This is a genomic window from Galbitalea sp. SE-J8 (assembly GCF_030345695.1).
In the GTDB taxonomy this organism is placed as follows: Bacteria; Actinomycetota; Actinomycetes; order Actinomycetales; family Microbacteriaceae; genus JAUASV01.
This window is the reverse complement of record NZ_JAUASV010000002.1, coordinates 172229-184977: the sequence shown is the minus strand read 5'-3', so window position 1 is coordinate 184977 and position 12749 is coordinate 172229. Positions and strand designations below refer to the sequence as shown.

At 72.9% G+C, this 12749-nt stretch carries 12 protein-coding genes; 5 read left to right on the top strand and 7 right to left on the bottom strand.

Annotated elements, in window-relative coordinates; translation table 11 throughout:
• The first annotated feature begins 3 nt into the window (after positions 1-3).
• The gene (locus QT381_RS02345) at positions 4-981 is read left to right on the top strand and encodes a LysR substrate-binding domain-containing protein (protein WP_289247086.1); all 978 of its coding nucleotides are present in this window, start codon (positions 4-6) and stop codon (positions 979-981) included.
• A gap of 282 nt (positions 982-1263) precedes the next feature.
• Here the strand turns inward: QT381_RS02345 and QT381_RS02340 are convergent, their stop codons facing one another.
• The 4 genes from QT381_RS02340 to recO all read right to left on the bottom strand — a co-directional run bounded on the left by QT381_RS02340 (position 1264) and on the right by recO (position 4432).
• Positions 1264-2313, bottom strand: a complete 1050-nt coding sequence (locus QT381_RS02340) for a Gfo/Idh/MocA family protein (RefSeq protein WP_289247085.1) — start codon at positions 2311-2313, stop codon at positions 1264-1266.
• Positions 2314-2583: 270 nt separating this feature from the next.
• Positions 2584-2805 carry a hypothetical protein gene (locus tag QT381_RS02335; protein WP_289247083.1) on the bottom strand — a complete coding sequence of 74 codons (222 nt, stop codon included), beginning with the start codon at positions 2803-2805 and terminating at the stop codon, positions 2584-2586.
• A complete protein-coding gene (locus QT381_RS02330) occupies positions 2802-3596 on the bottom strand; it encodes an isoprenyl transferase (protein ID WP_289247244.1) in 795 nt (264 codons plus the stop codon). Before QT381_RS02330 ends, QT381_RS02335 begins: the two co-directional genes overlap by 4 nt.
• Before the next feature lie 65 nt (positions 3597-3661).
• Positions 3662-4432, bottom strand: coding sequence for a DNA repair protein RecO (gene recO, locus QT381_RS02325; RefSeq protein ID WP_289247081.1), 771 nt, complete (start codon positions 4430-4432; stop codon positions 3662-3664).
• Positions 4433-4719: 287 nt separating this feature from the next.
• Between recO and QT381_RS02320 the strand changes: the two genes are divergently transcribed.
• A complete protein-coding gene (locus QT381_RS02320; protein ID WP_289247080.1) occupies positions 4720-5406 on the top strand; it encodes a trimeric intracellular cation channel family protein in 687 nt (228 codons plus the stop codon).
• 222 nt (positions 5407-5628) lie between these two features.
• Here QT381_RS02320 and leuA read toward each other — a convergent pair whose 3' ends face one another.
• From leuA to QT381_RS02305, 3 genes are all read right to left on the bottom strand, one after another.
• Positions 5629-7401, bottom strand: a complete 1773-nt coding sequence (leuA, locus tag QT381_RS02315) for a 2-isopropylmalate synthase (RefSeq protein WP_289247078.1) — start codon at positions 7399-7401, stop codon at positions 5629-5631.
• Between the two features lie 132 nt (positions 7402-7533).
• Complete coding sequence (locus QT381_RS02310) at positions 7534-8436, bottom strand: ribokinase (RefSeq protein WP_289247076.1); 903 nt, start codon at positions 8434-8436, stop codon at positions 7534-7536.
• A gap of 215 nt (positions 8437-8651) precedes the next feature.
• Positions 8652-9260, bottom strand: coding sequence for a TetR/AcrR family transcriptional regulator (locus QT381_RS02305; RefSeq protein ID WP_289247075.1), 609 nt, complete (start codon positions 9258-9260; stop codon positions 8652-8654).
• Between the two features lie 51 nt (positions 9261-9311).
• Between QT381_RS02305 and QT381_RS02300 the strand changes: the two genes are divergently transcribed.
• Genes QT381_RS02300 through QT381_RS02290 form a run of 3 tightly spaced genes read left to right on the top strand, consistent with a single transcriptional unit; the run spans position 9312 to position 12731 of the window.
• Entirely contained in the window at positions 9312-10964 is a 1653-nt protein-coding gene (locus QT381_RS02300; protein WP_289247074.1) for an MFS transporter, read from the top strand.
• 37 nt (positions 10965-11001) lie between these two features.
• Complete coding sequence (locus QT381_RS02295; protein WP_289247072.1) at positions 11002-11964, top strand: ATP-binding cassette domain-containing protein; 963 nt, start codon at positions 11002-11004, stop codon at positions 11962-11964.
• On the top strand, positions 11964-12731 hold the full coding sequence (locus QT381_RS02290; RefSeq protein ID WP_289247071.1) for an ABC transporter permease: 768 nt from the start codon (positions 11964-11966) through the stop codon (positions 12729-12731). The genes QT381_RS02295 and QT381_RS02290 overlap by 1 nt, the downstream gene beginning before the upstream one ends.
• The last annotated feature ends 18 nt before the right edge of the window (positions 12732-12749 follow it).

Sequence of the window (12749 nt, the reverse complement as noted above, 5' to 3'; positions counted from 1 at the left end):
CGCATGCTCGACCTGCACACCCTGCGCATCGTGCGCGCGCTCGCGGCGACCGGCACGCTCACCGCGGCGGCCCGGGACCTCGGCTACAGCCAGCCCGCGCTCAGCCAGCACCTAGCGCGGGCCGAGGCGCGGCTCGGCGTTCCGCTGCTCGAGCGGCACGGACGCGGGGTGCGGCTGACCGAGGCGGGAGCGCTGCTCGCGCGCCACGCCGTGTACGTGCAGGCCGCGCTCGGCGCCGCGGAGGAGGAGCTCGCGACACTGCGCGGGCTCGGCGCCGGCACCGTGCGCGTCGCGGCGTTCCCGACCGCGTCGTCCACCATCCTGCCGCGGCTCATCGCGACGATCGCGGCACGGCATCCGGGACTGCGGGTCAGCTACGTCGAGGCCGAGCCGCCCGAGGCGGTGCAGCTCGTGCGCGACGGTGACGCCGACCTCGCCGTGACGTTCAGCTACCCCGGCGACCGCGCCGACCCGCACGCCGCGAGCGCGTCCGGACTCGTCGTCGACACGCTGTTCGCGGAGTCCCTCGTGCTCGCCACACCGGCCGGCGGCGCGGCGATCGACTCGATCGAGGAGCTCGCCGCGGCGACCTGGATCGCGGGATGCCCGCGCTGCCGCGGCCACCTGCTCGCGGTCTGCGAGGCGGCCGGGTTCGCGCCGGCGATCGGCTTCGAGACCGACAACGCGGCGGCGGTGCTGTCGCTCGTGGGGTCCGGGCTCGGCGTCGCGCTGCTGCCGCGCCTCGCCCTGGTCGGCGCGCACGTTCCGGACGGCGCGCACGTGCGGGACGCGCCGTTCGCCGGCGACCGCCTCGTGCACGCGGTGCGCGCGAGCGGCTCGCGCCAGGCGAGCGTCGCCGCCGTCGCGGAGGCCCTGCGCGATCTCGACGCCCGCGCCTGGGGGCTCGACGCCGCGACGGCGCGCCACAGGCTCTCAGGCACCCACGGTGCGGGCTCGAGGCCGCCGCGCGGCCCGCGCTGAGGTGCGGGCCCGAGGCCGCCGCGCGGCCCGCGCTGAGGTGCACGACGCTCGGGACTGGCGCCGCGCGCCGCGCAGCCCCGCCGATGATCGCGGAAATTCAGGAGTTACGCGTCGCGGAGCGTCCTCCGCCCGTGCCCGCGGGCCCAGGACGCGATCTACTCCTGAATTTCCGAAATCGCCGCGCCGTAGAGCGCCCGCCCGACGCATCAACGACACAGACGCATCAACGAGACATGCCGGCGCGGGGTATCACCGACACGACAGCGACGCGTCGACGGCGAATCAGGCGGTCGCCGCAGCGTTCGCCCGCGCCACCGCGTGCGCATTCTCGAGGATGCGGACGACCTCGAGCGCGTCGCGCGGGTCGACCGGAGCGGGCTCCCCGTCGCGGATCGTGGCCACGACGCCGCGGTAGAACGCTGCGTAGTCGCCGTCGAGAGTCGGCACGCGCTCGACGTCGCCACCGATCGCGAGCTCGCCCCAGGCATCCGTCGTGGCGACGCCGATCCCGTCGAGGTCGGTCGTGCCGCTGCGCAGTCGCCCCTCCTGCGGGTCGAGGCCGTGCACGGCGTAGGCGCCGTCCGATCCGAGCACGCGGAAGCGTGGACCGCTGAGTGCGGCCACGCGGCTCAGCGTGAGGTGCGAGCGCACGCCGTTGCGGTGCCGGAGCGCGATGAACGCGTCATCCTCGCTCGTGGCACCCTCGCGCACCCGAGCGAACTCGGCGAGCTCGACCTCCGCCGGGCCGAACAACTGCAGCGCCTGGTCGACGAGGTGGCTGCCCAGATCGAATGCGATGCCGCCCCCGACCTCGGGCCCGATCTCGTCCTGCCAGCGCTCGCGCAGCGCTCCGCCCCAGCGCTCGAAGGTCGACTCGAACCGGTGCACCGCGCCGATGCGGCCCTGCTCGACGAGTGCCTTCACGGTGAGGAAGTCACCGTCCCAGCGACGGTTGTGGAACACGATCAGGGCGCGCTCGGCCTCCTCTGCGACGGCGATGAGCTGCTTCGCCTCGGCGACGCTCGGCACGAACGGCTTGTCGACGACGACCGCGTGGCCGGCCGCGAGAGCCGTGCTGACCTGTTCGAAGTGCGCGTGCACGGGACTCGCGACGACGACGAGGTCGACGTCGCTCGCGAGGACGTCCTCGGCGCGGGCGACCACGCGAGCGCTCGGGTAACGCTCGGCGGCCTCCGCGGCGCGGGCCGGATCGCTCGTCGAGACGAGAGCGAGCTCGAGGTCCGGGTTCGCGGCGATGAACGGGGCGTGGAAGACGCGTCCGGCGAGGCCGTAGCCGATAAGACCGACGCGGATGGCTGTGGTGGTGGGCACCGGAACACCCTAGCCACCGCGTGCCCAGGGTCCCGCATCGGCCGAGCCCGCGCCCGTGGCACACCGGGGGCCGCAGCCCTGCGTCGGTCGCCGCAGCCAAGCGTCTCGCCGGCCGCTGTCTGGAAATTCAGGAGTTGAGCGGGGCGGAGCCATACGGCACTGCCGTTCGAGGGGTGCACGAGGGCATAACTCCTGAATTTCCGCATCACGCGCTCGGAATCGCGGCCTCAGCCGCGCGGATCCCCCGGCCCGCCCGGCCCGCCGGCGCACTCAGCTCGATCCGCCCGGCCCACCCTGCCCGCTCAGCCCGCCCGGCCCGCTCCAATCGCCCGCCCGGCCGGGCTCCGGGCGCAGCTCCCACGGCAGCTCGGACTCGTCGAGTTCGATCGGCTCCGCCGGCGGCGCGTCGAACGGACCCGGCTCGGGACGAAACCCGGCGACCGCCCGCGGCCCTCCCCCGAGGCGCGCCCGCAACCGCGCGAACAGGCTCACGGCGCCGTCGGCGCGTCGACGGCGCCCCCGAATCGGCGACTGCGCCCCGCGTAGAGCTCGATCGCGCGCCACAGGTCGACGCGCGAGAAGTCCGGCCAGAGCGTGTCCAGGAACACCATCTCCGCGTACGCCGACTGCCACAGCAGGAAGTTCGACGTGCGCTGCTCCCCCGACGACCGCACGAACAGGTCGACGTCGGGCAGCTCCGGCTGGTACAGGTGCCGCTGGATGGCCTTCTCCGTGATCCCGGATGGCGCGACCCGGCCGGCCGCGACCTCCTCGGCGAGCGCGCGCACGGCATCCGTGATCTCGTTCCGGCCGCCGTAGTTGACGCACATCGTGAGGGTCATCGTGCTGTTGCCGGCGGTCAGGCGCTCGGCGAACTGCAGCTCGTCGATGACGCTGCGCCACAGGCGCGGGCGCCGTCCGGCCCACCGGATGCGCACCCCCCAGGCGTTGAGCTGGTCGCGTCGGCGGTGAAGCACGTCGCGGTTGTAGCCCATGAGGAAGCGCACCTCGTCGGGACTGCGCTTCCAGTTCTCGGTGCTGAACGCGTACACGCTGAGGTGTTTGACGCCGATCTGCACCGCGCCCGCCACGACGTCGAGCAACGCCGCCTCGCCGGCCTTGTGGCCCTCGATGCGGGTCAGTCCGCGCTGGTTCGCCCAGCGTCCGTTGCCGTCCATCACGACCGCGACGTGCTCGGGCACCGCCCGCGCGGGCAGGGCCGGCGGGTGCAGCCCGGTCCAGTCGAGGGGCACGAAGTCGACGGCGTCCCGGTGGGTCTTCACGACTCCGCCGGCGCTGTCGCGCCCGAGCGAACGGATGCCGCGACGCCCGCCGCCGACCCGCGGGCTCACGCAATCCCCCGGTCGACGGACGCGGGAGCGCGGACCGGGTCGGCCCCGCGGTCCACGTGCTCGAGCGAGCGCAGCGTGCGCTCCAGGTGGAACTGCGCGTACGCGGCGACGATGCCGGACGCCTGCGCGCGGGTGCGCTCGTCGGTCGCCTCGGCCGCATCCCATCGCCCCTCGAGCAGTGCGCCGAGCAGGGCGGGCGTCGACGCGGCGAGGCGCGGGGTTCCGGGGGGTGCGACGGCATCCGAGACGACGCCGCCGAGCTGGACGACGAAGAAGGTGTGCGGTCCGGGGGCGCCGGTGACCGCGCAGTCGACGAAGCTCGGCGCCCAGCCGGCGATCGCGAGGCAGCGCAGCAGGTACGAGTCGAGCGTCAGGCCCGGGGCGTGCTCGCCGCGCGCGAGCGAGCGCAGGGCGCCGACGAGCAGGAGGTACTGCTGCAGCCCGCCCTCGTCGCCCGTGATGCGGTCGGCGGTCTCGACCATGACGTTCGCCGCGGTGTAGCGCGCGTAGTCGCCCACGATGTCGGCGCCGTACGCGCCGAGGGACTCGGCCTGCTGCACGATGTCGAGGCTGCGTCCGACGTAGAACTGGGCGTCGACGACCATGAAGGGCTCGAGGCGGGAACCGAACCGGCTCGCCGTGCGGCGCACGCCCTTCGCGACGGCGCGCACCTTGCCGTGCTCGCGGCTGAGCATGGTGACGATCCGGTCGGCCTCCCCGAGCTTGTGGGTGCGGAGGACGACGGCCTCGTCCCGGTAGGTCGGCATGGGCCCATTGTCGCGCGCCGCGCCGAACGCGCGTCGGAGGCGCGTCGCGGCCGCCCCTCGCTCGATGCTCATGCTCGACCTCGTGCGGAAATTCAGGAGTTACGTCACGGCGCTGACGTGGGCATGGGGCGGACGTGGGCCGGTGGCGAATCAACTCCTGAATTTCCGAACTCACCCGCGACCGCGGCCGCGGAATCGCCCGCGACCGCGGGACCACCCGCGACCACGGGACCACCCGCGACCGCGGGACCACCCGCGACCACGGGACCACCCGCGACAATGAGCGCGTGCCGTTCTCCATTCCGCTCTGGGCCGACCTGCTCGCCGTCGGCATCGGCGCCCTGCAGGGCGCCCTGTTCTCGGCCGGCTTCCGCGACCGCCGGCTCGACTGGCTCGGGGTCGCCATCATCGGCATCGCCACCGGATTCGGCGGCGGCATCCTCCGTGACGTGCTCCTCGCCGAGCTGCCGGCTGCGCTCGAGTCGACCTGGTACCTCCCGGTCGCGATCGGTGCGGCGCTGCTGGGCATGCTGCTCGAGCGGCTGTTCCGCCGCCTCGGCGTGCTCATCACGGTGCTCGACGCGATCACGATCGGCCTGTTCGGCGCGATCGGCACGACGAAGGCCCTCGCCCTCGGTCTGCCGCCCGCCCCGGCGATCTTCGTCGGCGCGCTGTCGGCGGTGGGAGGGTCGATCCTGCGCGACCTGTTGCTCACCATGCCGATCGCGCTCATGCAGGTCGGATCGCTCTACGCGATCGCCGCGGTCGCGGGGTCGAGCGTGCTCGTCGTCCTGGTGAGCATCGGCGTGAACGTGTCGATCGCGGCCGCAGTGTGCGTCGCGGTCACGTTCGGCGTGCGCGTGCTCGCAGTGCTGTTCCGCTGGAGCCTCCCCGAGCAGCGCCGCATCGAGTGGCGGCCGCGCTGGCGCTCCCGCCGCCCCCGCGGCGACGACGGTTCGGAAATTCAGGAGTAGACGGATGCCGCGGCGCAATCCGCGCGAAGAGCGGGCGCCCGGCGCGCGTAACTCCTGAATTTCCGAACCACGGGTCGCGGATGCCGCCCCGCAGCATCCCCAGAGCGCAGCGCCCCGACGGAAGCGCGCCCGACGGCAGCGCACCCAAACCCCAGCGCACCCAAACCCCAGCGCACCCAAGAGCAGCGCGCCCACGAGCAGTGCGCCCAGAGAGCGACGACCTCAGACCGCGGCGAGCTCGGGCTCGGGCTCCCCGGCGCGGAGGCGCACGGCGCGATTGACCGCCGAGACGACCGCCTTGAGCGACGCGGTCGAGATATCCGCGTCGATGCCGACGCCCCAGAGCCGCACGTCGCCGACCTGGAGGTCGACGTACGCCGCGGCGAGGGCGTCGCCCGAGGCCGAGAGGGCGTGCTCGACGTAGTCGTAGAGCGTCACGTCGATGCCCTGATCGCGCATGACGCCGAGGAACGCCGCGATCGGTCCGTTGCCGGTCGCGCGCGCGATCTCGACCGAGTCGCCGACCCGCAGGTCCACCGAGAGCTCGACCGAGCCGCCGGCCTCGCTCGACGTGCGGGTGCGCAGGATCTCGAAGCGGCCCCACTTGTCCTCGACACGGTCGGCGGGCGCCGGCAGGTACTCGTCGCTGAAGATCTCCCAGAGCGCCTCGCTCGTGACCTCGCCACCCTCGGCATCCGTGCGTGCCTGCACGACCCCGCTGAACTCGATCTGCAGCTTGCGGGGCAGGTCGAGCGCGTGGTCCGTCTTGAGCAGGTAGGCGACGCCCCCCTTGCCGGACTGCGAGTTGACCCGGATGACGGCCTCGTACGACCGGCCCAGGTCCTTCGGGTCGACCGGCAGGTACGGCACCGCCCAGACCAGCTCGTCGACCGAGACTCCGGATGCCGTGGCATCCGCTTCCATCGCCTCGAAGCCCTTCTTGATGGCGTCCTGGTGCGAGCCGCTGAACGCCGTGTAGACGAGGTCGCCGGCCCACGGGCTGCGCTCGGGGACGGGCAGCTGGTTGCAGTATTCGGCGGTGCGCTTGACCTCGTCGAGGTCGCTGAAGTCGATCTGCGGGTCGATGCCCTGCGTGAACAGGTTGATGCCGAGCGCGACGAGGTCGACGTTGCCGGTGCGCTCGCCGTTGCCGAACAGGCAGCCCTCGATGCGGTCGGCGCCCGCCAGGTAGCCGAGCTCGGCGGCCGCGATCGCGGTGCCGCGGTCGTTGTGCGGGTGCAGCGACAGGATGACGTTCTCGCGGTGGTGCAGGTGCCGCGACATCCACTCGATCGAGTCGGCGTAGACGTTCGGGGTGGCCATCTCGACGGTCGCCGGGAGGTTGATGATGACCTTGCGGTCGGGGGTCGGCTCGAACACCTCGAGCACGGCGTTGCAGACCCGCGCGGCGTACTCGAGCTCGGTGCCGGTGTACGACTCCGGGCTGTACTCGTAGTAGACCTCGGTGCCGGGCGCGATCGCCTCGGCCTCGCGGCACCAGCGCGCGCCCTGCAGCGCGATGTCGAGGATGCCCTGCTCGTCGGAGCGGAACACGACCTTCCGCTGCAGGATGCTCGTCGAGTTGTACAGGTGCACGATGGCGCGCTCGGCGCCGACGATCGACTCGTAGGTGCGGTCGATGAGCTCCTTGCGGGCCTGCGTGAGCACCTGGATGGTCACGTCGTCCGGGATCGCGTTCTCCTCGATGAGGCTGCGCACGAAGTCGAAGTCGGTCTGGCTCGCGGACGGGAAGCCGACCTCGATCTCCTTGTAGCCCATCGACACGAGCAGGTCGAACATGATCCGCTTGCGCTCGGGGCTCATCGGGTCGATGAGCGCCTGGTTGCCGTCGCGGAGGTCGACGGCGCACCAGCGCGGCGCGACCTCGATGCGCTTGCCGGGCCAGGTGCGGTCGGGCAGCTCGACGCGGATCTGCTCGTGGAACGGGCGGTACTTGTGGATCGGCATGCCCGAGGGCTGCTGGGTGTTCTTCATCGGTCTCTGCTTCTGTCGCTGCTGTGTCGGGCCAACACGAAACCCCGCGACGAGGAAGGCCTGAGAACTAGGACTCGTCGCGGCAGCTAAGAAGGAGCAGGCCGGAAAGCACGTGCCTACGGTAGCACCGTCTCACGACTCGCCCAACCGTGCCTCCACCGCGGCGCGGGTCAGGCGCGCGCCGCGGGCGCCCGGGCCCTCGGTCGCGATCGCACCGGATGCCGCGGCGAACCGCACGGCGTCGTCGAGCGGTCGCCCCTCGAGCAGCGCGACGGCGAGGCCCGCCGTGAAGGCGTCGCCCGCGCCGGTGGTGTCCACGGGACGCGCGGATGCTGCGGGCACGCGCGTGAGCGCGTCGCCGACGCGGATGTCGCATCCGTCTGCCCCGCGGGTCACGACGATGGCCTGCGCCGCGCCGAGCACGTCCGCGCCGCCGAGCACGTCGAACTCGGTCGCGTTGGGGGTGATCACGGTCGTGCGGGCCACGAGCTCGGCGCTCAGCGGGCGCGCGGGGGCCGGGTTGAGCACGAACGCCCAGCCGCGACGCTCGGCATCCTCCGCTGCGCGCTCGACCGCGGCATCCGGCACCTCGAGGTTGCTCACGACGACCGCCGTGCCCTCGATGCGCGCGAGGGCGTCGGAGACGAGCTCGGCGCTCACGGTCGCGTTGGCGCCGGCGACGATCGCGATGGTGTTCTCGGCGGCGGCGTCGACCTGGATGACGGCGACGCCGGTGTGCTCGCCGCCGATCTCGACGAAGGAGATGTCGACGCCGCGCTCCCGGAGGTCGGCGAGGGAGCCTGCGCCGTTCTCGTCGTCGCCGACCGCCCCGACGAGGAGGGTGCGCGCGCCGAGCGCGGCCGCGGCCGCGGCCTGGTTCGCGCCCTTGCCGCCCCAGGCGATGCGGAAATCGGTGCCGGTGAGCGTCTCGCCCGGCTCGGGCAGCCGCGGCACTCGCACGGTCAGGTCGGCGTTGATCGAACCGACGACGACGATGGCGGGGTCGTCGCTGCCGGCGACCGGGGTGCTGCTCACCGCCCGATTCTCGCAGTCCGCCCCGCCCGGGTTCGGAAACTCAGGAGTTGGCGCGGCGTCGTGGCGCGACACGCCGCCCCGGCCGCGGCATGGCGCGGCTACTCCTGCGTTTCCCAACCAGCCCGGCACGCAACTCCTGCGTTTCCGGATCAGCCCGGCGCGCAACTCCTGCGTTTCCGACCAGCCCGGGGGCCGCGGGGTGCGCCCCGGCCGGGTCACGTGCCGAGACCGGAGCGGAGCGCGCCGAAGAGCGCGTCGATGCGCTCGCGGTGCGCGGCGACGACCCCGGCGTGGTCGTCGCCCGCGAGCATGCGCTTCGCGGTGCCGACGAGCAGGGCGGCGTAGCCGGCCAGGAACAGCGCGGCGAACAGCGCCGGATCGCCCGCGAACGCCGGGTCGCCCGCGAGGGCGTCCTCGAGCTCGGCCTGCAGCTCGGCGGCGATCTCGCGCGCCCGCGCGATGAGCGCGGGCGAGTCCGCGACGGTGCGGAAGAACGGCGCCGAGCGCTCGTCGACCCCGGAGAGCGGATGCCGCTCGTCGAACATCCGCAGCACGGCTCGGCGTAGCGACTCGAGCGCGTCGACATCGTCGGGACGATCGGCCACCGCCTCGCGCAGCAGGTCGACGGCGTCGTCCTGACGGTCGAGGAACAGGTCCTCCTTGCGCGGGAAGTGGTTGAACACCGTCACGCTCGACACGCCCGCCTCGCGCGCGACCTCGGCGACCGTGACCGCGTCGTAGCCGCTCTCCAGGAACATGCGGTTCGCCACCTCACGGATGCGGGCCCGCGTCTGCGGGCCGCCGCGCTCGCCGGTTCTCGGCATGATTCGACTCACTCTCTTGTGCAACTATCTTTAGTCGCATAATCTACTTGCATGACCACCGCCGCAGCCGCGCCCCGCCAGTCTCCCGCGTCCCTCCGCGAAGAGTGGATCGCACTCGCGGGACTCGCCGCCGTCTTCCTCTTCGAGATGCTCGACACCTCGATCCTCACCGTCGCCCTCCCGACGATCGGGCGCGAGCTCGACGCGTCCGCGACCGAGCTGCAGTGGGTCACCGGCGCGTACGCCGTCGTCTTCGGCGGCCTCATGCTCGTGTTCGGCGCGCTCGCCGACCGGTTCGGACGCCGACGGATGATGCTCATCGGACTCGTTCTGCTCGCGCTCTCGAGCCTCGCCACCGTGCTCGTGACCTCCGCCCCCGAGCTCATCGGGGTGCGCGCGGCGACCGGCGTCGCCGCCGCCATGACGACACCGGGCTCGATCGCGCTCGCGTTCCGCCTGTTCGACACCGACGCTCTGCGGGTGCGGGCCATGACGCTCATCTCGACCGTCGGCATCGTCGGGCTCGCGATCGGCCCGACCGCCGGCGGCCTCGTGCTCGCCGTCGCACCGTGGCAGGTGCTGCTGCTCGTGAACGTCCCGATCGCCCTGCTCGCTCTCCTCGGCATCCGTCTCGGCATCGCCCCGGATGCGCCGCACGAGCTGCACCGCGCGCCCATCGACATCGCGGGCGCCGCGCTCGGCACCGTCACGATCGTCATCGCGCTGCTCACGCCGACCCTGTTCGTCGACGAGGGCGTCGGCGCCTGGCAGCCGTGGGTCGCGACGGGCGCGACGATCGCGGCCGCCGCCCTGTTCGCCCTGCGCGAGCGGCGCGCCGCGCATCCGCTGCTCGACCTCGCGCTCGTGTCGAGGCCGCTCGTCGCGAGCGGACTCGCGTTCAAGGCGGCCACCGGTCTCGCCGTCGCGGGCATGGGCTACCTCGTCACGATGCAGCTGCAGCTCGACTGGGGCTGGCCGCCGTTCCTCGCATCGCTCGGCATGCTGCCCCAGGTCGTCGTGCTCATCGTCGGGGGCGCTCTCGCGAACCGGTTCATCGAGCGGGTCGGCCTCGAGCGCGCCGCCTGGACGAGCGCCGCGGCGGTCGTCGCCGGGCTCGCCGTGTTCGCGCTGCTCGGCCGCGCCGGCTATCCGTGGGTCGCGGCGTCCCTCGCGCTCGTCGCCTTCGCGATCCGCGTGAACGGACCCGTCGCGGGCATGAGCGTCGTGCGCGGGCTGCCCGCCGAGCGCACCTCGATGGGCGCGGCGCTCGTCGACACCGCCTCGGAGCTCGCGAGCGCCGTCGGCATCGCCGCGGTCGGCACGGTCCTCGCCGCGCTCGTCACGGGTTCGCTCACGAGCGCGCCCTGGACGGCGGCCACGCGCTCGGGCTTCGAGACCGGCGAGGTCCTCGCGGGCGTCGTGCTCACGGCGGCATCGGCGGCGCTCGTCGGCTTCGGTCTGGCGCGTTCCCGCCGCGGCGCCGCCCGACCCGCGACTCTCGGCCCCGCACCCGCCGGCCCCGCACCCGCCGGCCCCGCACCCGCCGCCGGCCCTGCGCCCGCCGGCCCCGCGCCCGCCGCCGGCCCCGCACCCGCCGGCCCCGCGCCCGCAACCAGCCGCGCGCCCGCATCCGTGCCCGCGGCAGCATCCGCGCCCGCACCCCGACCCGCCGACAGCGCGCGAGAGAGCGCGACAGCGCCCTGACAGAGGCGCGACAGCGCGAGTCGGCATCATCGGATGCATGACTTACGCGATCGAGGCCCAGGGCCTCACGAAGAGATTCGGGAAGACGCAGGCCCTCTCCGGCGTCGACCTGACCGTCGAGGAGGGCCGAGTGCTCGGCGTCCTCGGCCCGAACGGTGCGGGGAAGACCACCACGGTGCGCATCCTCGCCACCCTGCTCGCCCCCGACGAGGGCACGGCGCGCGTCGCCGGCCACGACGTCGTGCACGAGGCCAAGCAGGTGCGTCGCTCGATCGGCCTCACCGGCCAGTACGCGAGCGTCGACGAGGACCTGACCGGGGTGCAGAACCTCGTGATGATCGGCCGGCTGCTCGACCTGTCGAGCCGGGACGCCAAGGCCCGGGCGACCGAGCTGCTCGCCGAGTTCGACCTCACGGATGCCGGCACGCGACTCGTGAAGACCTACTCCGGCGGCATGCGCCGCCGCCTCGACCTCGCCGCGAGCCTCATCGGCCGCCCCGCGGTCGTCTACCTCGACGAGCCGACCACGGGCCTCGACCCGGCGAAGCGCGACGACGTGTGGGACATGGTGCGCGCGCTCACCGCCCAGGGCACCACGGTGCTGCTCACGACGCAGTACCTCGAGGAGGCCGACGCGCTCGCGGACGAGATCACCGTCATCGACCACGGCCGCGTCATCGCCCACGACACCGCACGCGGGCTCAAGCAGCAGGTGGGCGGGCAGACCCTCGAGGTGCGCCCGCTCGACCTCGCCGACCTGCCCGCGGTGCGCGAGGTGCTCGCCCGCATCGGCTCGCGCGACCCCGAGCAGCCCGCCACCGACCTGCTCAGCGTGCCGGTCGCGGACGACACCGCTCTCACCTCGGTGGTCGCCGAGCTCGCGAGCCGCGGCATCCGGGTCTCCGAGCTCGGACTGCGCCTGCCGAGCCTCGACGAGGTGTTCTACAGCCTGACCGGCCAGAAGCAGGCCGACGACCAGCAGGAAGAGGAGGCGGCCTGATGAAGGACACCCTCGTGCTCGCGAAGCGGAACGTCATCAAGATGTTCCGCAACCCGGAGCAGTTCATCGACGTGAGCGTGCAGCCGATCATCATGACGGTGCTGTTCGTGTACATCTTCGGCGGCGCCGTCGCCGGGAACACGCAGAGCTACCTGCCGTTCGTCATCCCCGGCATCATCGTGCAGACGATCATGTTCACCTCGCTCACGATCGGCGTGAACCTCAACACGGACATCCAGAAGGGCGTCTTCGACCGGTTCCGCTCGCTGCCGATCGCGCGCAGCGCCCCGCTGTTCGGCGCCGTGCTCGGCGACATCATCCGCCACACCATCGCGACGGGCGTGACGCTCGTCTTCGCCGTGATCATCGGCTTCCGGTTCGTCACGCCGTGGTACGACGTGCTCGCGGCGATCGTGCTCATCGTCGTGTTCGCCGTCAGCCTGTGCTGGGTGAGCGTGTTCATCGGCATGCTCGCGCGGTCGTCGGGCGCGGTGCAGGGACTCTCGTTCCTCATCGTGTTCCCGCTGACCTTCGGCTCCTCGACGTTCGTGCCCGCCTCGACGCTGCCGGACTGGCTGCAGGGCTGGGTCGCGATCAACCCCGTCACGCACGTCATCGAGGCGATGCGCGGGCTGTTCAGCGGCGAGGCGGCGCTCGCCGCGGGCGAGACCGTCGGCGGCCAGGTGCTCTGGGTGCTCGCGAGCTGCGTCGTGCTCGTCGCGGTGTTCTTCCCGCTCGCGACCTGGGCGTACCGCCGCAAGATCTGACCACGGATGCCGCGTCGC